At 69.2% G+C, this 22,976-nt stretch carries 25 protein-coding genes; 12 read left to right on the forward strand and 13 right to left on the reverse strand.

Translation table 11 applies throughout. The features are described from left to right. Positions 1 to 42 precede the first annotated feature (42 nt). On the reverse strand, positions 43 to 855 hold the full coding sequence (locus ACEQ2X_RS11455; protein WP_370325945.1) for a cytochrome c biogenesis CcdA family protein: 813 nt from the start codon (positions 853 to 855) through the stop codon (positions 43 to 45). A 152-nt stretch (positions 856 to 1,007) separates the two neighbouring features. On the opposite strand from ACEQ2X_RS11455, the gene ACEQ2X_RS11460 reads away from it, so the two are divergent. From ACEQ2X_RS11460 to ACEQ2X_RS11500, 9 genes are all read left to right on the forward strand, one after another. After that, positions 1,008 to 1,619: an ATP-binding cassette domain-containing protein gene (locus ACEQ2X_RS11460; RefSeq protein WP_370325946.1), complete on the forward strand. Its 612-nt coding sequence runs from the start codon at positions 1,008 to 1,010 to the stop codon at positions 1,617 to 1,619. Beyond that, a complete protein-coding gene (locus ACEQ2X_RS11465; protein WP_370325947.1) occupies positions 1,616 to 2,314 on the forward strand; it encodes a heme exporter protein CcmB in 699 nt (232 codons plus the stop codon). Before ACEQ2X_RS11460 ends, ACEQ2X_RS11465 begins: the two co-directional genes overlap by 4 nt. Beyond that, positions 2,311 to 3,093, forward strand: a complete 783-nt coding sequence (gene ccsA / locus ACEQ2X_RS11470; RefSeq protein ID WP_370325948.1) for a cytochrome c biogenesis protein CcsA — start codon at positions 2,311 to 2,313, stop codon at positions 3,091 to 3,093. Before ACEQ2X_RS11465 ends, ccsA begins: the two co-directional genes overlap by 4 nt. A gap of 111 nt (positions 3,094 to 3,204) precedes the next feature. After that, positions 3,205 to 3,612, forward strand: a complete 408-nt coding sequence (locus ACEQ2X_RS11475; RefSeq protein ID WP_370325949.1) for a cytochrome c maturation protein CcmE — start codon at positions 3,205 to 3,207, stop codon at positions 3,610 to 3,612. Positions 3,613 to 3,710: 98 nt separating this feature from the next. Then, the gene (locus ACEQ2X_RS11480) at positions 3,711 to 5,579 is read left to right on the forward strand and encodes a heme lyase CcmF/NrfE family subunit (RefSeq protein ID WP_370325950.1); all 1,869 of its coding nucleotides are present in this window, start codon (positions 3,711 to 3,713) and stop codon (positions 5,577 to 5,579) included. Further along, positions 5,572 to 6,036, forward strand: a complete 465-nt coding sequence (locus ACEQ2X_RS11485) for a cytochrome c-type biogenesis protein CcmH (protein WP_370325951.1) — start codon at positions 5,572 to 5,574, stop codon at positions 6,034 to 6,036. Before ACEQ2X_RS11480 ends, ACEQ2X_RS11485 begins: the two co-directional genes overlap by 8 nt. Next, the gene (locus ACEQ2X_RS11490; RefSeq protein WP_370325952.1) at positions 6,033 to 6,836 is read left to right on the forward strand and encodes a tetratricopeptide repeat protein; all 804 of its coding nucleotides are present in this window, start codon (positions 6,033 to 6,035) and stop codon (positions 6,834 to 6,836) included. The genes ACEQ2X_RS11485 and ACEQ2X_RS11490 overlap by 4 nt, the downstream gene beginning before the upstream one ends. Before the next feature lie 58 nt (positions 6,837 to 6,894). After that, on the forward strand, positions 6,895 to 7,425 hold the full coding sequence (locus tag ACEQ2X_RS11495; RefSeq protein ID WP_370325953.1) for a TlpA family protein disulfide reductase: 531 nt from the start codon (positions 6,895 to 6,897) through the stop codon (positions 7,423 to 7,425). A 488-nt stretch (positions 7,426 to 7,913) separates the two neighbouring features. Next, positions 7,914 to 8,696, forward strand: a complete 783-nt coding sequence (locus ACEQ2X_RS11500; RefSeq protein ID WP_370325954.1) for a class I SAM-dependent methyltransferase — start codon at positions 7,914 to 7,916, stop codon at positions 8,694 to 8,696. 48 nt (positions 8,697 to 8,744) lie between these two features. On the opposite strand, the gene ACEQ2X_RS11505 is transcribed toward ACEQ2X_RS11500, so the two are convergent. The 12 genes from ACEQ2X_RS11505 to ACEQ2X_RS11560 all read right to left on the reverse strand — a co-directional run bounded on the left by ACEQ2X_RS11505 (position 8,745) and on the right by ACEQ2X_RS11560 (position 21,328). Further along, positions 8,745 to 9,317 (reverse strand): ZIP family metal transporter, encoded by a 573-nt coding sequence (locus ACEQ2X_RS11505; protein ID WP_370325955.1) that lies wholly within the window; start codon positions 9,315 to 9,317, stop codon positions 8,745 to 8,747. 188 nt (positions 9,318 to 9,505) lie between these two features. Beyond that, entirely contained in the window at positions 9,506 to 10,591 is a 1,086-nt protein-coding gene (locus tag ACEQ2X_RS11510; RefSeq protein ID WP_372530561.1) for a murein hydrolase activator EnvC, read from the reverse strand. Between the two features lie 286 nt (positions 10,592 to 10,877). Continuing rightward, on the reverse strand, positions 10,878 to 11,324 hold the full coding sequence (locus tag ACEQ2X_RS11515) for a DUF3105 domain-containing protein (protein WP_370325957.1): 447 nt from the start codon (positions 11,322 to 11,324) through the stop codon (positions 10,878 to 10,880). Positions 11,325 to 11,443: 119 nt separating this feature from the next. Next, on the reverse strand, positions 11,444 to 12,394 hold the full coding sequence (locus ACEQ2X_RS11520) for a hypothetical protein (RefSeq protein WP_370325958.1): 951 nt from the start codon (positions 12,392 to 12,394) through the stop codon (positions 11,444 to 11,446). Further along, a complete protein-coding gene (locus ACEQ2X_RS11525; RefSeq protein WP_370325959.1) occupies positions 12,391 to 13,305 on the reverse strand; it encodes a cation diffusion facilitator family transporter in 915 nt (304 codons plus the stop codon). The genes ACEQ2X_RS11520 and ACEQ2X_RS11525 overlap by 4 nt, the downstream gene beginning before the upstream one ends. An 8-nt stretch (positions 13,306 to 13,313) precedes the next feature. Continuing rightward, positions 13,314 to 15,158 carry a copper resistance CopC/CopD family protein gene (locus ACEQ2X_RS11530; RefSeq protein ID WP_370325960.1) on the reverse strand — a complete coding sequence of 615 codons (1,845 nt, stop codon included), beginning with the start codon at positions 15,156 to 15,158 and terminating at the stop codon, positions 13,314 to 13,316. Between the two features lie 12 nt (positions 15,159 to 15,170). Next, positions 15,171 to 16,553, reverse strand: coding sequence for a cell wall-binding repeat-containing protein (locus ACEQ2X_RS11535; protein ID WP_370325961.1), 1,383 nt, complete (start codon positions 16,551 to 16,553; stop codon positions 15,171 to 15,173). Between the two features lie 259 nt (positions 16,554 to 16,812). Beyond that, positions 16,813 to 17,334 (reverse strand): hypothetical protein, encoded by a 522-nt coding sequence (locus ACEQ2X_RS11540; RefSeq protein WP_370325962.1) that lies wholly within the window; start codon positions 17,332 to 17,334, stop codon positions 16,813 to 16,815. A 92-nt stretch (positions 17,335 to 17,426) separates the two neighbouring features. Next, entirely contained in the window at positions 17,427 to 18,518 is a 1,092-nt protein-coding gene (locus ACEQ2X_RS11545; protein ID WP_372530562.1) for a hypothetical protein, read from the reverse strand. 47 nt (positions 18,519 to 18,565) lie between these two features. After that, positions 18,566 to 19,915 carry a murein hydrolase activator EnvC gene (locus tag ACEQ2X_RS11550; protein WP_370325964.1) on the reverse strand — a complete coding sequence of 450 codons (1,350 nt, stop codon included), beginning with the start codon at positions 19,913 to 19,915 and terminating at the stop codon, positions 18,566 to 18,568. A 166-nt stretch (positions 19,916 to 20,081) separates the two neighbouring features. Continuing rightward, complete coding sequence (locus tag ACEQ2X_RS11555; protein ID WP_370325965.1) at positions 20,082 to 20,633, reverse strand: DUF305 domain-containing protein; 552 nt, start codon at positions 20,631 to 20,633, stop codon at positions 20,082 to 20,084. A gap of 62 nt (positions 20,634 to 20,695) precedes the next feature. After that, entirely contained in the window at positions 20,696 to 21,328 is a 633-nt protein-coding gene (locus tag ACEQ2X_RS11560; RefSeq protein ID WP_370325966.1) for a DUF3105 domain-containing protein, read from the reverse strand. A 387-nt stretch (positions 21,329 to 21,715) separates the two neighbouring features. Here ACEQ2X_RS11560 and ACEQ2X_RS11565 point away from each other — a divergent pair, with 387 nt between their 5' ends. From ACEQ2X_RS11565 to ACEQ2X_RS11575, 3 genes are all read left to right on the forward strand, one after another. Continuing rightward, the gene (locus tag ACEQ2X_RS11565) at positions 21,716 to 21,916 is read left to right on the forward strand and encodes a hypothetical protein (RefSeq protein ID WP_370325967.1); all 201 of its coding nucleotides are present in this window, start codon (positions 21,716 to 21,718) and stop codon (positions 21,914 to 21,916) included. A 6-nt stretch (positions 21,917 to 21,922) separates the two neighbouring features. Beyond that, a complete protein-coding gene (locus ACEQ2X_RS11570; RefSeq protein ID WP_370325969.1) occupies positions 21,923 to 22,177 on the forward strand; it encodes a copper chaperone PCu(A)C in 255 nt (84 codons plus the stop codon). Positions 22,178 to 22,399: 222 nt separating this feature from the next. Next, positions 22,400 to 22,885 carry a cytochrome c biogenesis CcdA family protein gene (locus tag ACEQ2X_RS11575; RefSeq protein WP_370325968.1) on the forward strand — a complete coding sequence of 162 codons (486 nt, stop codon included), beginning with the start codon at positions 22,400 to 22,402 and terminating at the stop codon, positions 22,883 to 22,885. Positions 22,886 to 22,976 lie beyond the last annotated feature (91 nt).

The following is a 22,976-nucleotide window of genomic DNA, read 5'->3' on the forward strand; positions in this document are numbered from 1 at the left end:
TCGGCGAACTCGCCTGCCGTGACGAACTCCGGCGCCTGTCGGTCACAACGGCGGCCACCCCAATTGTGCGTACCAGACGAGCATTCGGCTCATCAGCACCGTCCACCCGCCTGTGGCGATGGCGATGCCCATCGCGACGAGCAGCACGCCGCCGGCGACCTCGATGTGCCTGCCGTGGCGTCGCAACCAACCCAGGCGCATGCGGCCGCGTGTCACCGATCTGGCGAGGAGCAGGAACGGGAGGCCCAGGCCCGCGGCGTAGAGCGCGAGCAGCAGCGCACCCCTGCTCACGGTCGCCTGCGTCGCTGCAGTGGCGAGGATGCCTGCCAGCACCGGTCCCACACATGGTGTCCACCCCAGCGCGAAGGCCGCGCCGAGCGGCAATGCGCCGGAAGGCCCGCGCCGGATCGTGTCCAGGCGCCACCGCACCTCCCTGTCCAACACAGGAATGCGGATGACCCCGAGCATGAGGAACCCCATCCCGATGATCACCGCCCCGGCCACCCGGTCCACGATGTCGGCGTTGAACGCGAGAATGCGTCCCAACGAGAACGCGGCCACCCCCATCACCGTGAACGTCGTCCCGAAGCCGACCACGAAGAGCGACGCGCCGAGCCACACACCTCGCCGCTTGTGCGTCGCCGACTCCTCCAGGCCGGACACGAATGCGACGTACCCGGGCACCAGGGGCAGGGCACACGGTGAGGTGAAGGAGATCACGCCGGCGACGAAGGCCAGCGCACCCGTCGTGACGAGTTCCGTCATCGGCCGCGCCCGCTCCTGTGCAGGCCGATCGGTGCAGGAGGTGCGCTGCACGAGTTCGACGTCCTGGGCCGGCCCCATGGAGTGCGACATGGCGGAGGCATGACACGACGCTACTATGCGCACGACGTACTACGCCCTTGAAGTAGGACAATCCTCGCCACCCGATGCCCACGTCTCGACCGAGTGTGATGGCGTCCCCCGCCGTGTCGTGCCGGGAGCTTCCCGTCGTGGATCTCCGCGGTGTGGACGTCCACCTCGGTGGACAGCCGGTCTTGCGTGGCCTCGACCTCCAGCTGAGGTCCGGTGAGAGCCTCGGGATCAGCGGCCCCACCGGCAGTGGCAAGACCACCCTGCTCCGGTTGCTCGCAACGCTCCTCGTCCCCACACGCGGCGAGGCTTCCCTCTTCGGGCATCGCCTCGGTCGTGGCATCGCGACCGTCCGGCCGAGGATTGCGCTCGTGGGCCACGAGGCCGCCTTGCACCCCGACTTGACGTTGGCCGAGAACATGGCCCTGGTCGCCCAGCTGCGCGGCGTCGAGCAGTGCACCGCACTCGAGGTTCTCGACGAAGTCGGTCTCGGTGCCGCCGCAGCGCGCCGGTCCGTGACCTGCTCCGCGGGGATGATCCGCCGGGCGGAGCTCGCCCGGGTGCGCCTGACACGTCCGAGCTTGCTCCTGCTCGACGAGCCGCACGCCTCCCTCGACGAGAGCGCACGACGGCTGGTCGACGATGTGATCAGAGAGGTCATCGATGACCGTGGAACGGTGGTGATGGTCAGTCATGAGACCGACCGACTCGAGACGGTGATCCACAGGGCACATCTGAGCCATGGCCGGTTGCAGGCGCTGGGATGAGCGACGCGTTCTCGGTCACCGCTGGCCGTTCGCGACTCGGACGCGTCGGCGTGCTGGTGCGCGCGGAGGTCAAGGCGGAGCGCCGCGCAGGCCAGGCGGTGTGGATGACCGTGCCGTTCGCAGCAGCGAGCATGATCGTCGTGGCGATGGCCGTCGGAGCCGACACACCCCTCCTGCGACGGATCGGCCCCGGTGTCTACTGGGCGGTCGTGATGATCCTCGGGGCCATGGTGACCGCACGGACATCGATCGCCGCACACCCCGCCCACCGCGACCTGCTGCGCCTCCTCGGGATCGATGCGCTGACCGGATACCTGGCTCGGACTGCCACCACGGGGCTCATGCTCACCGTCCTGCAGGTCATCATGGCACCGATCGCCGTCGTCCTGTACGACATCGACCTCATCGCCGTCCCCGAAACGGTGCTCGTGGGGGCGGTGGGTGCGGTGGGATTGGCCGCGCTCGGCACGCTCGCATCCGACCTGGCGGACCACCACCGAGTCGGATCGACCTTCGTGCCCCTCGTCACCACCCCACTGGCCGTCCCACTTGTCCTTGCCGCTGTCCAGATGCGAGAGGCCGCCACCTACGGCGGCTCGACCGCCCCCTGGCTCTTCCTTGCCACGGCGATGGCCAGCCTGAGCCTGCTCTGCGGCTCCGTCGCCGCGGGCCTCCTCGAGGAGAGCTCTGAGTGATCGCCCGACCGACCGCAGAACCGACCCTCGAGCGCTACGCGCAGCGGACGACGATCTGGAGCTGCCTGGCCGCCGGCTCGGTCCTCGCGGCCCTGGTCCTGGCGTTCACCGCGCCACCGGACCGGCTCCAAGGCGATCTTCAGAGGTTGTTGTACGTCCACGTCCCTGCCGCCTGGTTGGCCTACCTGGCGTTCGCCGTCACCCTCGTCGGCAGCGTGGCGTGGCTCCGCACCAGACATGACCGGTGGGACCGCCTTGCGGCGTCCTCAGCCGAGGTGGGCACCCTCTTCACAGGGCTGGCGCTCGTCCTGGGATCGATTTGGGGCAAACCGGTATGGGGGGTGTGGTGGACGTGGGACCCACGGCTGGTGACGACCGCGCTGCTGCTCTTGGTCTACCTCGGCTACCTCGGGCTACGGCGGGGCACCCCACACCCGACCAGCCGGGCCAAGCGATCAGCCATCCTCGGGATCGTCGCGTTCGTGCAAGTCCCCATCGTCCACCTCTCGGTGGTGTGGTGGCGGACCCTCCACCAGCCAGCCACCGTTCTGAGGCCGTCCGCCGCCAGCATGGCCCCCACGATGTTGGCCGCACTCTTCGCAAGCCTGGCCGCCTTCACCTTGCTCTACATCGTCTTGGTGCGCACGCGGATACACCTCGCCGTCCTCGAAGGCGACGCCGATCGGCCCTTCGTCGCCGACGACGCCCCAGTCGCCGGAGATGCGGTTCTGCCCGTGGCGGGGACGACCGGGGGCATGGGGAGGGCCACGGGTGCCTGACCTCGGTTGGATCGCGCTGGGCTACGGCGTCACCGTCGTAGGCATCGGCGGGTACCTGTGGAGTCTTCGTCGACGGATCTCCCGTGCCAAGGACACCACGGGAGCCGACCGATGAGCGGTCGATGGGTCATCTTCCCGCTGAGCGGGATCGTCATCGTGCTCCTCGGCGCGCTCGTGTTCGGCGGGCTCGGGGAGAGCCTGACCTACTACTTGACGCCTTCGGAAGCGGTCGCTCAGCGTGCGGAGTTCGATGACGGCCGTCGGTTCCGGTTGGCCGGCATCGTGGCGCCCGGTTCCGTCTCGCCGGCGGGCGATTCGGTCCGCTTCACCGTCGCTGATGCCGAGACGGAGATCACCGTGGTGCACGGCGGGGCGCCGCCGCAGCTGTTCCGGGAGGGGATCGAGGTGGTCGTCGAAGGTGCGTGGACCGGCGAGACGTTCACCTCGGACACCATGCTGATCAAACACGACGAGGAGTACTACCCACCGACCCAGCCGGGGGCCGAGGGACTCCCATGATCGGCCTCGTGGGCACGGCGGCAGTCGGCGTCGGCGCCGTTGCAGCAGCAACACTCGTGGTTCTCGGCGCCATGGCTGCCCGGGGATCTGCCATCGGCGTGCGCGTTCGAGTGGTGGCCGGCGTCCTGTTGTTGGCGGCCGTCTGTGCGATGGGTGCCCTCGAGGTGGCGTTGGTGACCGACGACTTCTCCGTGGCCTACGTCGCGGAGAACCACGCACGGTCCACGCCGCTGCTGTTCAGCATCGCCACGGCCTGGGCCGCCCTGGAGGGCAGCATCGTCCTGTGGTGTCTGGTGTTGGCCGCGTTCACGTTCCTGTTCGTCCGACGGCTTGACGAGTCCGACCGGTTGGGGATGGCAGCGACCGCGGTGATCGGCGTGGTCGCCCTCTTCTTCTTCGGCCTGGTGCTCACGGTAGCCAACCCCTTCGGCACCCTCGCGAACCCGCCTGCGGATGGTCCCGGCCCCAACCCGTTGTTGCTCGACCACCTGCTCATGGCGGTGCACCCGCCGCTGCTCTACCTGGGCTACGTCGGCTTCACCATCCCGTTCGGGCTCGGGGTAGGGGCCCTCATGGTCGGCGACCCCGGACCCGGGTGGCTGCACCGCACTCGACGGTGGTCCTTGGTCGCATGGACCTTCCTGACCGCCGGCATCGCCGTGGGTGCGCTGTGGTCCTACGAGGTGCTCGGATGGGGCGGCTACTGGGCGTGGGACCCGGTCGAGAACGCCTCGCTGCTGCCGTGGTTGGTCGGCACGGCGTTCGTGCACTCCAGCCTCGCACAGGTGCGACGAGGGGCGCTGAGCGCATGGAACCTGCTGCTCGTGATCGCCACGTTCAGCCTGACCATCCTGGGCACCTTCCTCACCCGCTCCGGAGTCGTCGCCTCCGTCCACAGCTTCACCCAGTCCGCGGTGGGCCCTGTCCTCCTCGGCTTCTTCGTGTTCGTGGTGATCGGCGCCTTGGGTGTGTTCGCCACGCGGGTCCACCTCATCGCCTCCCCTCCACGGATCGAACGGATCATGAGCCGTGAGGGGGCGTTCCTGGTCAACAACCTCCTCCTGTCCGTCCTGACCGTCGTGGTGCTGCTCGGCACCACCTATCCCCTGATCCTGGAGGCAGCGACGGGCGCACAGGTGTCGGTCGGACGGCCGTTCTTCGACCGGTTCGCCGGGCCGATCGGGCTGGCGCTTCTTGTCGTGATGGCGGTCGGTTCGGTCCTCCCCTACCGCGCAGTGCGACCAGGCGTGGTGTGGGATCGCCTGCAGTGGCCCTGCGTCACCGCGTTGACGGTCGGGGTCGTCGTCGTCATCGCCGGCCCCAGAAACCCGTGGGTGGTCCTCACCGTGGTCCTCGCGACGCTGGTCCCCGCGATCACCGTGGCCGAGGCCCGCCGCCAGACCGCCGCCCGGTCGGGACGACGGTCGCAGGCGTTGTGGGGTCTCGCGATGCGTAACCGGAGCTACTGGGGCGGCCAGATCAGCCACATCGGCTTCGCGCTGTTCGTCCTCGGCGTCGTGCTCAGCGCCAACCTGGGCACGCAGACTGCGGTCACCCTCCCCCGCGGAGAACCGGTCGCTGCGCTGGGCACCACCTTCCGCTTCGACGGGATCGTCGAACATGATGAAGCCAACCGGACAGTCCGGGTGGCTGAGATCGCCCTCCTCGACGGACGCCGGACCGTCGCGGAGATGCGCCCCCGCATCGCCACGTACCCCGCCCGGGGGCAGAGCGTCGCGGGCCCTGCCGTGCGGATGACGCTGCGGGACGACCTGTACCTCGCTCTTCGGGGCATGACCTCGGACGAGGTCGCCCTCGACGTCTACCGGCATCCGTTCATGTGGGTGCTGTGGCTCGGTGGGGGCATCACCGTCCTCGGAGGTGTGTGGGCGCTCCAGGGCAGAGCCGCGAGGCGCCGAGGGTCACCGATCAGGCAACATCCCGCGACGGTGATGCAGGATGCGTAACTCCACGTCGAGGAGGTACGCAACCGCGCTGACCGCCGTGTTGCTCACCGGGATCATCGTCACCGGTCTCCTTCGCGGTTCTGCGGAGTCCCGCGATCGGGCATGGGACCTGGCTGGGCAACTCCGGTGCCCGGTGTGCCAGGCAGAGTCGGTCGCCGCCTCCTCCTCCGACACCGCCATCGCCATCCGCGACCAGATCGACCAGTTCATAGCCGAGGGACGCAGCGACACCGAGATCTTCGACCACTACATGGAACGCTACGGAGAGTGGGTGCTGCTGGACCCGCCGGTCTCCGGAAACACCCTCGTGCTGTGGCTCGCCCCCATGGTGTTCCTCCTGCTGGGTGCCGGGCTGGTCGTCGTCCAGCGGCAGCGGCGCAGTCGAGGTTCGCGAGCGCCCTCGGTGATGACCGCCCCGACGGCGGATGCAGACCATGGCGGCGAGGAACGCTCGTGAGCGCCGCCGGCCGATCCGCAGATCCCGGCTTGGACCCCCACTTCGAGGCTGCCCTGCGGGACCTCGCAGAGACACGTCGACAACTCGAGGCGGGGGAGATCGACCACCGCACCGCCGAGGAGTTGTCCCGCCGCTTCGAACTCGATGCGGCCAAGGCGATCGGTGCACGGGCACGAATCGATGACGAGGACGCCCATCCCGGTGAGATGAGCCACGGCCGCAGTGCCGTCCGGACGCTGACCGGCATCGTCGCGGTGGTGGTCGTCATCGTCGTCGCGACGGTCCTCCTGGTGCGCTCTGCCGATGAGCGCGAGCCAGGCGAGCTCATCACGGGGAACGTCGACGGGGCGGCGGGCGCGGGCCGGGATCGGTCCGAGGTCACCAACGAGGAGATGGAGGCGGTGGTCGCCGAGAACCCGTCGGTCACCGGCATGCGAATGCGGCTTGCGGACCGGTACTTCGCCGAAGGTGAGTACGACCTCGCCCTCGATCACTACATGGCGGTGCTGGAACACCGCGACGAACCCACGGCCATGGCTCGCATCGCCTGGATCCTGCACGACAGCGGAGAAGTCGAGCTCGCCGAGCAGATGGTGCGTCAAAGCCTGCGGCGGGCCCCCGACCACGTCGAGGCGCGGTGGACCCTCGCCAACATCCAACTCGCCGGTCTGGCGAACCCGCAGGCTGCAGCCGAGACGCTCCGGAGCCTGCGTGACGACCCGGACCTGCGACGTGAGGACCGTGTGCTCGTCGAGAACCTCCTCGTCCTGGCAGAACAAGCGCTGTCCGATGAGCGCTGACCTCCGTCCGCGTGGCAGGTGGATCCGGCGTGGAGCCGTCCTGGCCGCCATCGCGGCGTTGCTCCTCGCCGCCGCCTTCGGCACGCGCTTCGGCCGTGATCCCACACTCGTCGATTCGCCACTGATCGGGCAACCCGCGCCACCGATCGATCTCATCCGGTTGGACGGAGAGGCGTCGTGGTCCCTCGCAGACCAGGCCGGCGACATCGTCGTCGTGAACTTCTGGGCGTCGTGGTGCGTCCCCTGCCGTGAGGAGCACGACGACCTCGTCGCAGCGGCGGCACAGTACGAGCGGGCGGGTGTGTCCTTCGTGGGGATCGTCTACCAAGACGACCCGTCACAAGCCGTAGCCTTCCTCGACGAGCTCGGGCACGGCTACCCACACCTCGTGGATCCCGGCTCCCGCACGGCGATCGACTACGGGGTGTTCGGGATCCCCGAGACCTACTTCATCGACCGCGACGGCACCGTCGTCGCAAAGGTGACAGGCGCCAGCGACCTGGAGCTGCTCACCCGCACCCTGGACACGATCCTCGCGGGCGACGTTCCCGAGAGCGCAACGCGGCCCGGGTACCAGAACCAACGCTGACCCTGTGGCCGGCTTTGACGAATGCTCAATGGCACCGACCTGCACGTGCCCCCACACACCCAGGCCGGCCTCGAGCGGGATCACCGAGGGCTCTGGCTGTGGCGGCCTCTGCCGCCGGCCGCCCGCGGACCGGCAACACGTCTCGGGCCTGCTCGGCATGCGGCAGGTCGAGGCACAGGAGTCAAATCCATCCGTTGTCATCATCACAACACTCCAACGAGGATTAGGATGAGCAGCGTACCCGGCCATCGTTGGGTGACGCTGCCCTACGGCCGCGGCGGAAGGAGTGGACGTGGACGACACCGAGGCGAGCGTGCTCATCGGGTCCCCAAGCGTGCTGGTAGATGGCGGGGACCTGTTCGCGCAGGGCGGTGAGCCGATGGGGTTGTCTGTCAGTTGTCCTGTCGGATCTACCGGACCCCAGAGGGGCCGGCTGGCTCTCCTGCCCTGGAGCAACTCCGCGCCGCGCTGACACGGAGGATCCCCCGGTGACGGGTGGGCCGGATGCCGATCACGAGCTGGAGACGGTGCTGAACCGGCGGGCGACCCCTCTCGTCGCGGTGGTCGCCACTGCAGGGATCGTCCGGTGGTGGCGCCGTGGACGAGCGAGCCGTCCGTCGGTTCTGGATGCTGCAGGGGTCCGACGGCTGTATGACCGGATGGCGCCGCTCTACGATGTAGCGACGTTGGCCTACCAGGCGGTGGGTGCCTACCGGTTGGCGGACGAGGCCATCGCGACGTTGGGTCTGCAGCCTGGTGACATGGTGGTGGACCTGGGTACCGGGACGGGACGAAACCTGCCGTTGCTCGCTGAGGCTGTGGGTTCGAGTGGCCGGGTGGTCGGGGTGGACGTGTCACCGGGCATGTTAGAGCGGGCCCGGCGCCGGGTGGAGCGCGCCGGCGTCGACGTGGTGGAGCTGGTTGAGGCTGACATCGCCACCTACGAGCTTCCGCCGGGCACGTCGGCGGTCATGGGCTCCTTCGCCATGGAGATGCTGCCGGATTACCGCGAGGTCATCGATCGTCTTGTCACCCAGCTCCCCACTGGTGGGCGGGTGGCCGTCACCGGTCTCCGTGATCCTGAGGGATGGCCGCGGTGGCTTGTGCGGCTGGTGTCGGCGATCAACCGCCCCTTCGGGGTGTCCGAGGCCTATCGGGACCATCGGCCGTGGGAGGCGGTGGAGGCGGTGACGTCCGACACGGCGTATGTCGAGATGCTGGGCGGGGCCATCTACTTGGCCGCCGGCACCGTGCCGGAGCGTCCCCGCTGATCCATCACGAGCTCTCCGCGGCCGCCGGTGGTCGGAGCCGGGTGGCGGTCATCCGAGCGCGGTGGATGCGATGGTGAAGACGGCGAACCCGAGCAGGAGGGCGACGGAGGAGGTCTTTGAGTCGTCGTCGCTCTCGTGGGCCTCCTGGATCATGTCCTCGAACGCCGCGACGGTGAAGAGACCTGCGGTGCCGACGAGGGCCGCGAGTTGGTAGCCTTCGGGTCGTCCGCGCAACAGCAGGAATGACAGCGCTGCCCCGGTGAGGACGGGCAGGACCGCGGCGGCGGACAGCCACAGCCGTCGACGGCGGGGCACGTCGTTGGCTCGGAAGGTCATCGTGGCCGCGGCGCCCTCGGGGATGTCGGCGAGGATCTGCCCGATGGCGAGCACGAGGCCGACGCCTGATCCGATCGAGGTGCCGGCGCCGATCATGAGGCCGTCACCGAAGAGGTCCGTCGCGATGGCGAGGTAGATCAGCCACATCCGTCCTCCGGTGGTGCTGCGCCGTTCGATCAACGCCTGGGCGACGAGGTACAGCACCCCCCCGGTCGTGAATGCCGCCGCGATGTGCCAGCCGTTGAGCACGTCGAGGGCTCGCGGCATGATCTCGACGGCGACCACCGCGACGACCACTCCGGCGGCTGCGTGCAGCGCGCGGTTGCGCCATGCGTCCGATGGGGGGCTGAGCTCGGCGATCGTGCCGCCGGTGATGTTGCCGGCGGCGGGCAGGAGGGCGAGCAGGAGCGCGAGGAGGATGGGCGATCAGTCCCAGTGGGGCACTACCCGGTGTGGCGCCGGAGGCTTGGGGGTCATGAACTGCGACAGAGCAGGTCGGCGAGAGGGAACGGGTTGACCGTCGGCCCGCCGCCGGGCCGGACCTGCCAGTGGAGGTGCGGAGGGGTGCCGGCGGCGTTTCCGGAGGTGCCGGCCAGGCCGATGACGTCGCCGGCTGAGACCTGCTGGCCGGTCCGGACGGTGGTGGCGTCGAGGTGAGCGTAGTAGTAGGCGTTGCCGGCGACGTCCTCGAGGTTCACCGTCAGGCCTCCAAGCCGGTTGTCGCCGACCCTGACGGTGCCGTCGGCGACGGCGTAGACGGGGGTGCCGCGGGCGGCGAACATGTCAACCCCTTCGTGGCCCCGACCGCCTGAGCGGGGGGCGCCCCAGGAGTCGGTGAAACCGTTGGGCAGACCCAGCGGGCAGGCCATAGTGGGTGGTGGCTGGTCGAGATGGGTGGCCGCGCGTGCCGCCTCTTCGGCAGCAGCTCGGCGTGCGGCTGCGCGCCGAGCGTCTTCCAGGCGGTCTTGTGCGGAGGTGACCACCGCCCGCGTAGCGGCCAGCTCGGCCTCCAGACGTCGGCGGGCATCGGCCAGGTCGGCGGCGCCCGCGGCGACTCCGACGAGCGTCATGGCGTGCTGGGCGACCTCGTCGGCGACGAGGTCAGTGGTCCGTCGCAGCCGGTCGGCGCGGGCGGCCATGCCCACGGGGAGCCGTTGGAGCAGCGCGATGCGATGCAGGGCGGATCCGACAGAGGGAGATGCCTGGACCGCGTCGATCGCCCACTCCGCGAATCCTCCGGGACGCATGTACAGGCGTCGGATCGCCACCTCGACGCCAGCTCGTGCCGATGCCACGCGCCCGCGGGCTGCATCGACGCGTTGCCCTACGTCCCCCCGTTCGTCCTCCAGGCGGGCCAGATGGCTGATCGCCTCCTCGTACTCGCCGCTCAGCCGGTCGAGCCCGGCCTCGACGGACGTCAGTGCGTCACGAGCCTCGTCGAGTTGCACCTCGGCGTCCTCGACGTCCAGCCCTGCCGCGCCGCTCGGGACCGCGACGACCACGACCAGCAGCACGGTCACGGCCAGCCGGCTGGGTGTAGGGACCGGTGGACTTCTCATGGGTCGCGGGGTGGGGGGCCGTCATCGTCGGCTGCGGCGTCGGGTGAGCTCCGGGGATGAGGCTCGGTGGGCTTCTGGGGGTCACCGCCCCCCACCGCGTCGTCGTGGCCGGCTGGCGACGGCGGCTGTGGTGTGGACGTCCTGGTCATGACACGCCGGACCATGAGCCCCAGGACGGTGACGGCCACGGTGACCGTGACCAGGAATGCGATGGTGGGGCCCGCGCCGCCGCTGTCCTGGGTGGTCGCGAGGAGCGGTGGGATGCCCGATGCGACGACGTGCACCGTCATGTCTGGTCCGCTTCCGGGGCGTCTGGGGGACGGGGTGTCCGGTCGGTTCCGGGCACGAAGGGGTCTTCGACGGCGTAGGCTTCGATGAAGGTCTCGATGGCGGACAGGTCGAGGTCGTCACAGCGCTGGACCACACCCCACGCGGTCATCGCCACGGCGCTGTCATCAAGCCGTTCGTACGGGGTGACGGCGGCCTGGCCGGCGTGGGCGGACTCGATGCGGTCGGTGAGCGACTGCACGTCGTCCTCGGCGAGTTCGTCGTAGGTGATCACGACCGCGCCTGACTCAAGGATGCTGACCTGCTGTGGTTCACTGAGGGCGTTGGACGGCGGGTAGATGGCGATGTCCAGCGCACCAGATGCGTGCCATCCCGACGAGGGAGGCACAGAGCTGTAGGGCACCGGCGGCTTCGCATCGCCGAGGAGGTGGCTGCCGAACTGCACCAGGGGGAACTCCGGTGCATCACAGGACGCGGTGGCCGACGGCTGGTCTCCCGTGCCCGTGTCACCACACCCGACCAGCCCGAAGAGCATGACCAGCGGCCCGAGCACGTGCAGCGGCTTCATGCCGTGGCGGTCGCGAGGGCGGCGATCTCATCGGGCAGGACGGTGAGGGGGCCGTCGAGCCGGCCGACGACCGTGCCGGCGCCATCGATCCCGAAGATCCACGGCTCGGATTGCAACTGGAAGGCCTCGACCTGGTCGGCCAGGGTGGTGCCCGCGTCGCTGAACACCTCGAGGTGGATCCACTCGATGCCCTCGGGCACCTCACCGCCGGTCCGCACGTCCTCGACCACGTCCACCGTCGGCCCGCAGATCGCCGTCTCACAGAACGCCGGGGTGGCGATGGTCAACATGACCGGCCGTCCCTCAGCGAGGGCGGTGTCCAGGCTGGCGGCGTGCATGTCACAGGGAGGCTGACGGGTGCAGATGGACTCGAACCCCAATGGGTCATCCAGTGTCGGGGTGGCGACCGCCGGAGCTTCTTCACCGGTGGCCAGCACCACCGAGGATTCCGGGTCGGCGACCCGCAGGGCCGTCTGCCCGGCCCCGCCGTCGGCGGTCACGGCGATCAACGGCACCGTGCCGGCCTCCGGCAGGTCCAGGCGGACCGAGTACATGCCCAAGGGCTGGTTGGGGACGTCGTGGAACGTCGTGGTCAACGGTCCCTGCAGCGCCTCGTTCATCCTGACGCCGGCGTACACCGTCACCTCCTGGTCACGGACCGGGGTGTTGTCCGGTCCGACCAGTCCGAAGGCGAAGAGCCGATCCTCGCCGGTGAGCGTCTCGAAGCTCGCGTTGATGACCGACAGGTCGGCCGTGCGGTCCGGGGCGATCTGCTCCAACAAGGTGGCCTGAGCGGCTTCGCTGACCGGTGTGGCGGCGATGTCGGTGCCGTCGTCATCGGACTCACAGCCGACGACCAGCAGAGCCATGGCGGCGGTCGCGCCACGCAGCAGCGTCCGGCGTGTCGGCGTGCGGGCAGGGTGGGTCGTGTGTTCCGTGTGGATCACCAGGTCTCCTCACAATCGGCGCAGTGGGCGTGGTCGGGCACTTCGACTTGCAGCGTGGAGTGGCTGATGCCGTGCTCGGTGCGCAGGAGGTCACGGGCGCGGTCGAGCACCACGTGGTCGTCTCCGCCGTCGGCGATCCGGAGGTGGGCACTGACCACATCCATCCCGGATGTCAGCGTCCAGACGTGGAGGTCGTGGACGTCGGTGACATCTGGCAGGCCGGTCAGGTCGGCACGGATCGTGTCGACGTCGACGTGCGGCGGAGCCTGTTGCAACAGGACCCTGAGCGCCTTGCTGCCCAGGCGCCAGGTCCGCGGCAGCACGAACAGGCCGATGCCGACGGCGAAGATCGGGTCGATCAGCGTGAACCCGGTGGTCTGGATGACGATCGCGGCGATGATCACCCCGACCGAGCCGAGGGTGTCGGCGAGGACCTCGAGGTAGGCGCCTTCGACGTTGAGTGACTCGCCTGCGCCCCGTCTGAGCAACAGGTAGGCGATCACGTTCACGACCAGACCGACGACGGCGACGACGAGCAGCGGGGTGCTGAGGACCTCAGGCGGATCACCGAAGCGGCGGACGGCCTCGACGAGGATCCAGATGGCCACGCCGAAGAGCAACACCGCGTTGGCGAGTGCGGCGAGGATCTCCAGGCGGTACAGCCCGAACGTCCGATGCGATGCCGCGTCGCTCCGGATGGCCGCCTGGATGGCGGCCAACGCCATGCCCAACCCGAGGACGTCGGTGAACATGTGTGCCGCATCACCCAGCAGCGCCAAGGAGTTGGTGATCAGCCCCCCGATGAGCTCCACGAGGAAGTAGCCGCCGGTCAGGCACGCCGCCGCCAAGAGGGGGCGGCGGTGGGCGGCTCCCGCGTGGGCGGCGTTGACGTGTGCGTGGTCATCACCCATGTCGGTCCTCATCTGATGGTCAGCGTCGACGTCGCATCCTCACTGGTCCCGTCCAGGTCCACGCCGATCTGGACCTGGTAGTCGCCCGGTTCGGGGAGTCGTTGTGAGAGGGTGGTGAAGTGGCCGGGGCCGGCCACCAACAGCTCGACGGTGAGCGCGTCGCCGGAGGGGGCGATGAGGCGCATGGTCGTGTCATCGACCGGACGTGGCCGTCCGTCGGGGCCCAGGATGTAGAGGTGCACCACGTTGGGACCCGACTGGGCCGGGTCGACGGTCAGGTTGACCGTCGCGGTGTCGGTCAAGGCGATGGTGACCGACTGGATGCGGCTGGCGACCTCTGCCTCCGCGGGGATGCTCGACGCCAGACCACCGGCCAGACCGAGGGCGAGGACCATGACGGCGATCTCGACGCCGGCGAAGCGGCGGAACAGTCCGACGGTATGGCTGTCCGCGGTCCGGGCCAGTCGCGGGAGCACCGTCGCGCGGTTGCGCCAGCCCAGCCCGGCGATGACCACGAACGCGACCACCTTGCCGAGGACGAGCAGCCCGTATCTGGTGTCGGTCAGCTGTTCAACCGCACCGACGTGCAACAACGCCGAGCCGACCCCGGACGCGAGCAGCAGCCAGATGGCCGTCCCTGCCACCTTGCTGAACCGCCGGGCGGGGCCGACGAACTCCTCGGGCCCGGCGATGAGCCCCCAGACGACCACGACGGCCAGTCCCCCCACCCACGAGGTGGCCGCCGCGACGTGGAGCCAGTCAAGGCCGACGGCGATCCACATGGGATCGGTGGCACCCGCATGCCCCCACAACCCTGGGAGCGCCGCCGCGACGGTGGTCGCCGTGGCGGCCATGACCAACCCTGCGCGTCCAGCGGTGACGGCGAGGAGGGCCGCCACCCCGATGGCCACCAGCCCCTGGACCGCCACCAACAGCCCGAAGCGGGTGGACAAGAACCGGCCGATCAGGTCGCCCGTCACCGCTTGGGGCAGGGGTTCGGCCGCAGCGGTGGAGAGCCCGAAGATGAACAGCAGCGCTGACGCGACGGCCAGGCCAGACGCCGCGGCAACGGCCAGGCGTCGCAACCGGCGACGCGCCGACGGGGCGCCCTCGTCTGGACCGACCATCCACATGAGCGCGAGCAGCGTGCCGACCAGCACTGCGAGGGCCGCGTAGTCGACCACCCGGGCGACGAACAAGCCCGCTGAGCTGCCCGGACCGGCCTCCTGCAGCTCGAAGGACGCCGGGTCCACCCCGGCCGGCGCGGGTTCGGCGACCGGCGGCTCGGGGTCACCCTCGGGGGGAGGGGATGGGTCCTCAGGTGTGGGTGCTGGACTGCTGTTCGCGCCGCTGCTGGCCGGTTCAGAGTCCGCCGCCGGTTGACCCGGCGCCTCCGACGCCGCTGCAGTCGGGAAGGGTGTCGGGGTGGCCGGCGCGGGTGGTGCCGGCGTCGGGCTGCCAGAGACTGCCGGTTCGTAGCCGAAGGTGTAGCGCGATTCCACCGGGTGGCCGTCGGCACCGATCACCCGGAACACGACCGTGTAGGTGCCCGATGTGGTGAGCGGCTGCATCGGCACCGTTGCCACCGCACCGTCGATGGCGGCCGACCCGGCATCGACCCGCTGGCCTACGGGGTCGAACACCTGTACACCGGAGAAGGTCTCCTCGATCGGTTCGCTGTAGGTCAACGAGATCTCCACTGGCGACTCGGTGAGGGTGGCACCGGCCGGCGGATCAGTCACCTCCAGCTGGGCGTGTGCGGCCGCCGGACCGGCGCTGAGGAGTACACCCGCACCCGCGGCCACGAGCGCCAACACGACGCTGACCGCACCCGTGACCGTGACGGCCCGCACCGCGGCACGTCGTCACCTCGCACGATCGATCACCGCCCTGACCGCCTCATCGGGCAGCGCCGCGACGCCGCCGATCGCATGGACCTCCTCGATGCCGTCCCGGGCGTCGACCCAGTCCAGCACCGGCCGGCTGCGGTCAACCGCGTCCATGAGCACCATCACCGAACCAGAGGCGACCAGCGCCGGTCCTGCCGCCAGCGCATCGGGGTAGTCGCTGGCGGTGGCCAGGTGCAGGACCCCGTCGTCGGCCTGTCCCTCATCCAACAGCGCGTCGGCGACGACCAGCGCCGTCTCCAGACGACTCGGCCCGGCCAGCCGCATCGTCGTCACGGTGTCGGCAAGCCGGGCCTCGACCTGCGGATCGACGGCCATGATCCCCCCGACGACGTCCACACGCGCAGGGCCGATACGGTCGATGGCGTTCGCCACCACCGTCGGCAGTTCGTCCGGCCTGGTCAACAACACCGGCGTCCGTCGGTAGGCACCGAGCAGGCTGGCCATCAGCGCATCGGGCCATCCCCCGCCGGCCGTCCGCCCTTCACCAGCCGCCAGCAGGACACCCGATGCGTCACCACCGGCAGCGACCACCGCGTCGGCCACGCGTGCGGACAGCTCGTACTGATCGTCACCGGTGATCCGGATGATCCGGTCCGGCGCCAGGTCCGCGGTCGCGGACAACTCGGCGACGACCTCCGGTGCGACGTCTCCGATGACGACCGCGTCACGTGGGTCCAAGCGCTCCAACTCTGAGGCGAGCGCGTCGGGGAGCCCACCGCGAGCTGGGCTGAGGAGAACCGGCCCGTCCAGGGCAGCCGCGAGCGGTGCGGCGACCAGCGCGTCGGTGTACCGATCGGCCCTGGCCACCACCACGGTCCGGGCCGTTGGGAAGCCATCCGCCGACAGCGCCGCGGCCGTGCCGATGCGGTCGTCACCTGCGTCGCGGTGCATGACGGCCTGATCGACACCGCCAGATCCGGTGGTCCTCCCGGCGTCCTCCGCGGCGCTGAGCTCCGGGTAGGGGTTGGTCTTCCCCGTCACACCCCAGTCACGATCGTTCCAGATCTCGAAGTGCAGTTGGTCGATCCCGCAAGCCGCGTTCCCCGAGGAGCCGATCCAGCCGATGTGCTCCCCACGGTCCACCCGAACGCCGGCCAAGGTCCCCCGATCCGCGAGTTCGCGGACCAGTCGAGGGCTGAACGCATGCTCGACACCCCCCAGCCCATCACAGCCGTTCGGCCGGTCGGGTGTGTCGTTGTTCAGGTGGACGTAGAAGTAGCCGCGGCCGTCATCACCCGCGACGGCGAGGTAGTAGGAGTCACACGGTGCCCCGACCGGGCAGTCCTCCCCCTTGGCCTTGATGATCTCCCCGCCCACGGCGGCGTAGACCTCGCGCATCTGGGGGGCCAGAATGTCGGTGCCCTCATGGCTGCGACCACCACCACGCGGGGCACCCCAGGTGTCGGCATAGCTGTCCAGCGGCAACTGGACGGGGAACCACACCCCGTCCGACGTCGCCCCGGCCGGTACGGCGGACAACACGAGCGAGACGGACAAGAAGACGACGACGGACAGGACGGGACGTCGATGACGCCGGTGTGCTGGCATGGGAGAACCTCGGTGTGGAGCACCAGCAGCGGTGCAGCTGGAGACGCAGTCAGCCCAGCCACACCGGGGGAGCCCGCGACTCCGCCACCGACCACAGCGTGGACCGAAGGGCTCCACCGACGTACACACACCCCGAGGGACCACCACTGGCCACGCTGACCCAACCCAGCCGGACGACGACCGCCAACGCCGCCACGATCACCCCCGACGCGCTGTCGAGGACCAGCCGCGCGGCGATCACCGCAATCGGCGCCAGCCACAACCACGGGTCCACCACGACATGGCTGAGCTCACCGCCGGCCATGACGGTCTCGGTCGCGAGGTACACACCCAACACCGACGTCGGGGCGATGACCCCCCGACCTGGCTCTGCATGGACCGAGGAACCCAGCCGGCAGCGGACTGCCACGGCCAAGCTCACAAGAGCACCGACGCCCGCCGCACCCATGTGCACCCGATGACCGTCCGTCAACGCTGGATGGCCGACCAGCTGGGCCACCACGGCCAACACGGCATGCGCGGTGATCGCGCCGGTGACGGCACGAGCGATCGCGGACGCCGCTGAGCCCATGTCACGTCGAGCGTAGGGGCGCACGACCTCACCCGCAGGCTCCGAGCGCGGCAACCTCCGACCGATCGCCCTCACTGATCCATCGGTAGCGATCATTCCCCGCTCACCACCGCCGACGGCACGTCGTCGGGCTCGTCATCCCACTGGGGCAGGAGCGCACGGGTCCCGAGGACCGAGGCGATGCCGAGGGGGACGATCTGTGCAAGGCTCGCGGCGATCACGCCGCGTGTGAGGAACTCCGGGAACACCGTCGCGGTCTGGCTTGCGGCGAGCACGCTGGCGTAGAGCAGTCCCTGACCGATGAAGATGGCGCCTGTTCCGGCACCCAGCGCCACGAAGGCGCCCTCCCCTCCGATGATCGTCCGGAACGCTGCATACATCGCGATGCTGATGAAGAAGGCGGTCTGCAAGGCCGATGTGATGCTCTGCGTCAGCGGTATCGGGGTGGCCACCAGATCATCGACGAGGTGGATCCCGTTGGCGATGGCGAGGAGCAACAAGACCGTCCCGGACACCAGGGACAGCCCTCGCCAGCGGCCGGACCCGACATCCGGACGCGTACGCCACAGAGCCCATCCGATCGGGACGCTGAGCAGGACGAGGGCGGTGATCAGCCAGGGCAGTGGACCGCTGCCGGGGACCCAGTAGAGCTCGCCGATGATCTCGGCGGGGCGCCCGCCGATCTCGACGGGGACCGTCCACTCGTTGACGAGATGGCGCGACGCAGGATCGGTCTGCACGACGGGGGGGTTGGTCGTGGCCATCCAGTGGATCCGGTGGTCGTGCCAGGCAAAGGCGCCCTCGCTCGACACCTGCTCCCACCGCGGCTCGGCGTCACCGTCGACCCCTCTCGGCACGACCGTCTGCCCGTACCGGTCAGCGTTGAGGTACGTGGCAGGCGAGTTCTCATTGCGCCACGCGCCGTCGGGTCCGATGCGGAGGTACGGTTCGCCGGTGTAGCCGGCGACTGCTACCTCCTCCTCACCGTCGTTCCGCACCAACAGGTACTCGTCAGAGTTGACGATCTCGAACGTCACACCATCGTCCTCGGGGGCCGAGGTGATGACCGAGAGGAAGTTCGTCGCGTCAGACCCCCGCCCGTGGGCGGCCGCAGGGGACGCCGTGGCCATCAGCGCCATGATGCTGAGCATCACGGCCACACCGCCTCGTTGCAGTGCACGCATGGTGTCGCCCTCGATCGATGGGTGTGGCCGTGCTCTGGCCCGCACGTCTACATGTGGCCGCGCGGGTTGACCGGGCTGCCGTTCACTCGAACCTCCCAGTGGAGGTGGTTGCCGGTTGAGTACCCCGTCGTCCCCACGTAGCCGATGGTCTGGCCTTGGGACACCTGCTGGCCGACGGTGGATCCCAGGCGTGATTGGTGGGCGTAGAGGGTGGCGACGCCTCGCCCGTGGTCGATGATGACCGCGTTCCCGTAGCCGCCTCGCCAGCCGGCGAAGATCACCGTTCCGGCACCGGCCGCACCGATGGGCGTCCCCCCGGCCGCGGCGATGTCCATTCCCGCGTGCAGACGCGTGGTCCCTGATATGGGATGGGTGCGGTAGCCGAACTCCGAGGAGATCCGACCGCCGACTGGGATTATGAACCCACCCCCTCCACCGGTCGAACCGGCGTCCGGGTCTGCTGCTGTGGCGTCCCCAGATCCCGAAGGGTCTGGCGAGGAGGCGCTCGCCTCTGAGGACTGACCACGACCAACGGTTTCGGACGTGGCCTCCTCGGCTGCAGCCCGACGGGCTTGCTCGGCGGCGGCCGCCAGCTCCCGCTCGATCTGCGCCGATTCGGCCTCGAGGTCAGAGACCAGCGCCTCAGCAGATTCACGGTCAGCCTCAAGAGCCGCGAGAACCCTCCGCTTGTCCTCGGCTTGCGCGGTCACCTCGGCCAGCAGTTCTTGCTGATCGGCGACGAGTCGTGCCACCCGGTCACGTTCCTCCGCCGCGGCCACGCGCTGGTCGTCTTGCCGTGCACGGAGACGCCCGAACTCCTCCTCCGCTGCGGCGATCCGCGCCTGGAGGACATCGATCTCCTCATAGACGACTCGGTCGCGGCTGACGATCGCTTCCATGTACGTGGTCGCCTGGGCGAAGTCAGCGGCGTCTCCTGCACTGAGGACGGGGAGCGACTGACCCGGCCGAGCGCTGATGTAGGACTGCCGCACGCGGGCCTCGTACTCGCCTCGGGCGGCATCAAGTTCTCCACGGGTCAGCTCCAGCCGTTCGGCCGTGGATTCCAGCTGTGCGGTGGTTGCGGCCAGGGTCCGCTCGCGATCGGCCAGTTCGGCCTCGGCAGCGGCAAGCTCATCGTTGAGGGCCGTCAACGCGGCCTGGCGGGCCTGTTGCTCCGCGAGGATCGCATCGAGCTGCTCCAGGGAGACCTCGAGCTCACCACCAAGGCGCTGCACCTCTGCTTCAGCCTCCTCTATGCGGTCCTGGACCGCATCGAGGTCCGCCTCAGACTGGGCATCGACCGGCGCCACCGCCGCAGTGAGGAGCACGGCTGCAGCCAGTGCGAGGGCCGACAAAGCGCGCAGGGAGGCGCGGCGCAGGTGGGGAAGCACATCCATCGAGGCGTAGAAGCTACTATTGCCATGTCGTAGGACCGCTGGCCGACCGGACGGGTCGCATGCGGCTCACGGCGTGCGAGATACCAGCGTCCACCACAGGCCGGGCACGGAGAGACCGGCACGGCGATCGCACCGAGCTGCTCGACAGCTCATGCGCAGGGAGGGTTCACCGGCGGTCGAGCAGTTGTTCCATCTGTGCGATCTCACTGGCCTGGCTGGTGATGATCGCCGAGGCGAGCTCACGAACCACTTGATGATCGCTGCGCGACAACACCGCCTCAGCCATGCCGACCCCGCCACGGTGGTGGGCGATCATGAGCTGGAGGAAGCGCCGTTCCGCCTCCACCCCGGACGCTTGTGCCAACTCCCGGAGCTCCGACTGGCTCCCCATGCCAGCCATGGGCATGCCAGCCATGCCCATCCATGTCATCGGCGCCTCACTGCCGGCAGCCGGCAGCATCCACAGGTCCAACCACGCCTGCATCTGCCCGATCTGCGCCTGCTGGGACAGCATGATGTCCTCCGCCAGGATGCCGATCTCCTGGCTCGGGGCCGCTCCGAGGATGATGCCCGCCATCTCGACCGCTTGGGCGTGGTGGGCCGACATGTCTCGGGCGAACCCGGCCTCAGGCGAACGGTCCCCGGGAGTGGTCCGTCCGACCACCACCGTTGCCACAGCCGCACCGACCAACAATGCGACCACGACCACACTGACCATCCACCATCCGCTGAAGGAGCCTCCGGTGGAGTCGGTACATGGAACCGTGACGGGAGGAGCGGTCATGTGGGTTCGCCCACGCCGCGAGTACAGACTGCACCCGGCTCAGGGGTTTGCGGACCCTGCTGGAACGCACGTATGAAGTCCTCCAGCACAGGGTCGTCAGCGTCGTCGAGCTGAAGTTGCTTGCCCCAGGCTGACGCCACGATCGGTGACGGGAGGTCGTCCCTGGGGCTGACCAGGACGTAGCCGCCGGCCCGCTCGGCCAGCGCCTGCACCGCGGCTTCGTCCAGATCCGACCGGTAGGTGATCCAGACCGCGCCGTGCTCGAGGGAGTGAACGGCGTTCTCCTCCCCGATGGGTTCGGGGTAGAAGCCGCAGTTCTGCCACACCGGCGAATGGTCCCCACCCGCTGGCGGCACGGTGTCATAGACGACGTCTCCTTCCACGTGCCCGCGGCTGTCGACGGTGATGTCGGTGATCCCCTGCGGCGGGTCGACCGGGAGGACGTCACGAACCGCGCTGAACAGGAGGACCGCGAGTGCGCCGCCGCCGAAGACGATCAACAGCGCCCAGCGGAGCAACCGAACGCGGTTCTCTCGCCGTCGGACATCCCGCTCCCGAGCGATCCGGTCTTGGCGCCGTGCCTTCTGTCGCTGCCGCTTGGACAGCATCACACCATCTGGCTCATCCACGTATGACACCTCCGACTTCGGTCGATGGGGGGCATGCATCCGCGGATGCTACGACACCATCGTAGTAGTGGCACCCGGCGCCATCCCGGCGAACAGGTTCGGTCCAAGGACTGACAGACAGTCGTCGAACGTCAGCCCACCGCGGAGCTCCGGGCCGGTTCAACGTCGCAGTCGCAGCCGACGCCGATCACGTGAACTTTGGACCGCGGTGCTACGACGCGATAGTAGTAGTGCGGGCAGCGCTGTGCGGTCGATGGGTTGCCGGGTCATCCGGCGCGACAGGGAGAGGAGACGTAGTGGCAGAGACGCCTCGTGGGGACGTCCCGACTCCGTGGCGAAGTGATGGTCCCGCTGCGGACGCCGTGGCGGCGACGATCCGTTCACCTCGTGATCCTCGCCCTCATCGCGGTCGGCTGCACTTCGGCGCGCGGTGATGTGTCGGAGTTGGTGTTCGAGGACGTCCGCAGCCCGGTGGCGGCCTCTGCCGCCGCTGCGGCGGTGTACCTCGACGTCTTCAACAACAGCTCAGCCGACCAGGTCCTGACCGGTGCCAGCACCACGGCTGCGAGGCAGGTCCAGGTGCATTAGACCACAATCGATCCAGACGGTCGCGTGGCGATGGACGAGTTGCCCAGCTTGACCATCCCTGCCGGGGACTCGATCTCCTTCGGTCCGGGGGATGTCCACCTGATGCTGATCGAGGTGACACCCGTGGAGGTCGGCGGGACGATCGACGTGACCCTGGAGTTCGGTGAGGACACCCGCACTGTGACGGCGTCGGTCATCGATCCCACCGATGCGCGCAAGCGACCGTCAGTGCTCTCCCTCGACCAGCCGGGGTCATCGTGACCGTCCGGTGTCTGCTCTCGCCTGTCGTGACGGCGCTGCCCACTCCCACGCACAGCAGGATGCCGGGGCGCCGATCTTCGTCAACAAGCCCCCGATGCGATGGTCGGCGCCGATGTCATACCCCCACGACCGTCAGGTGATCGCCGACGCGGCGTACCTGCACGAGTCGATCACCGAACCGCACGCTGCCGTCGCGGACGACAGCACTGGAGGGAGATAGGCGTGGATGCCGTCGTGGCACAGGGCATGTCGGACATCGGGCAACAAGCTCAGGCAGCGGTCATGGACGCCAACGTCGTCGTCGCCACGGGGATCGCGTTCATGGCCGGTGTGGTCTCCTTCGCCAGCCCGTGCGTCATCCCGCTCGTCCCGGGATACCTGGGGTACATGACCGGCCTATCGGGTCAGGAGCTCAAGGCTGGCGCAGACGCATCGGGGACGCGCGTCCGCATGCTCAGCGGAGGCATGCTCTTCATCGCCGGGTTCACCGTTCCCTTCACCCTTCTCGGGCTGACCGCCGGGAGTCTGTCCAGGCTCTTTGATGGGCCATCGGCCCAGAAGGTGATGGGGCTACTGGTCATGGCGCTGGGGATCGCGTTCACCGGCCTGTTGCCCTTCGACGTCCTTCGACGCGAAGCCCGCTTCGCGACTGAAGCCGTCGATCGCGGGGTGCGGGGTGGGCGAGTTCCAGCAGCCAGTGCGCGGTGACCGGCCATGATGGCCGGGCCTACCACCGCCACACCGACTGCTGGAGTCGACCATCCTCGCCTACACACGCCTTTCCGTCACCGACCGCGAG

Origin of the sequence: Euzebya sp. (genome assembly GCF_964222135.1) — a bacterium.
Classification (GTDB): domain Bacteria; phylum Actinomycetota; class Nitriliruptoria; order Euzebyales; family Euzebyaceae; genus Euzebya.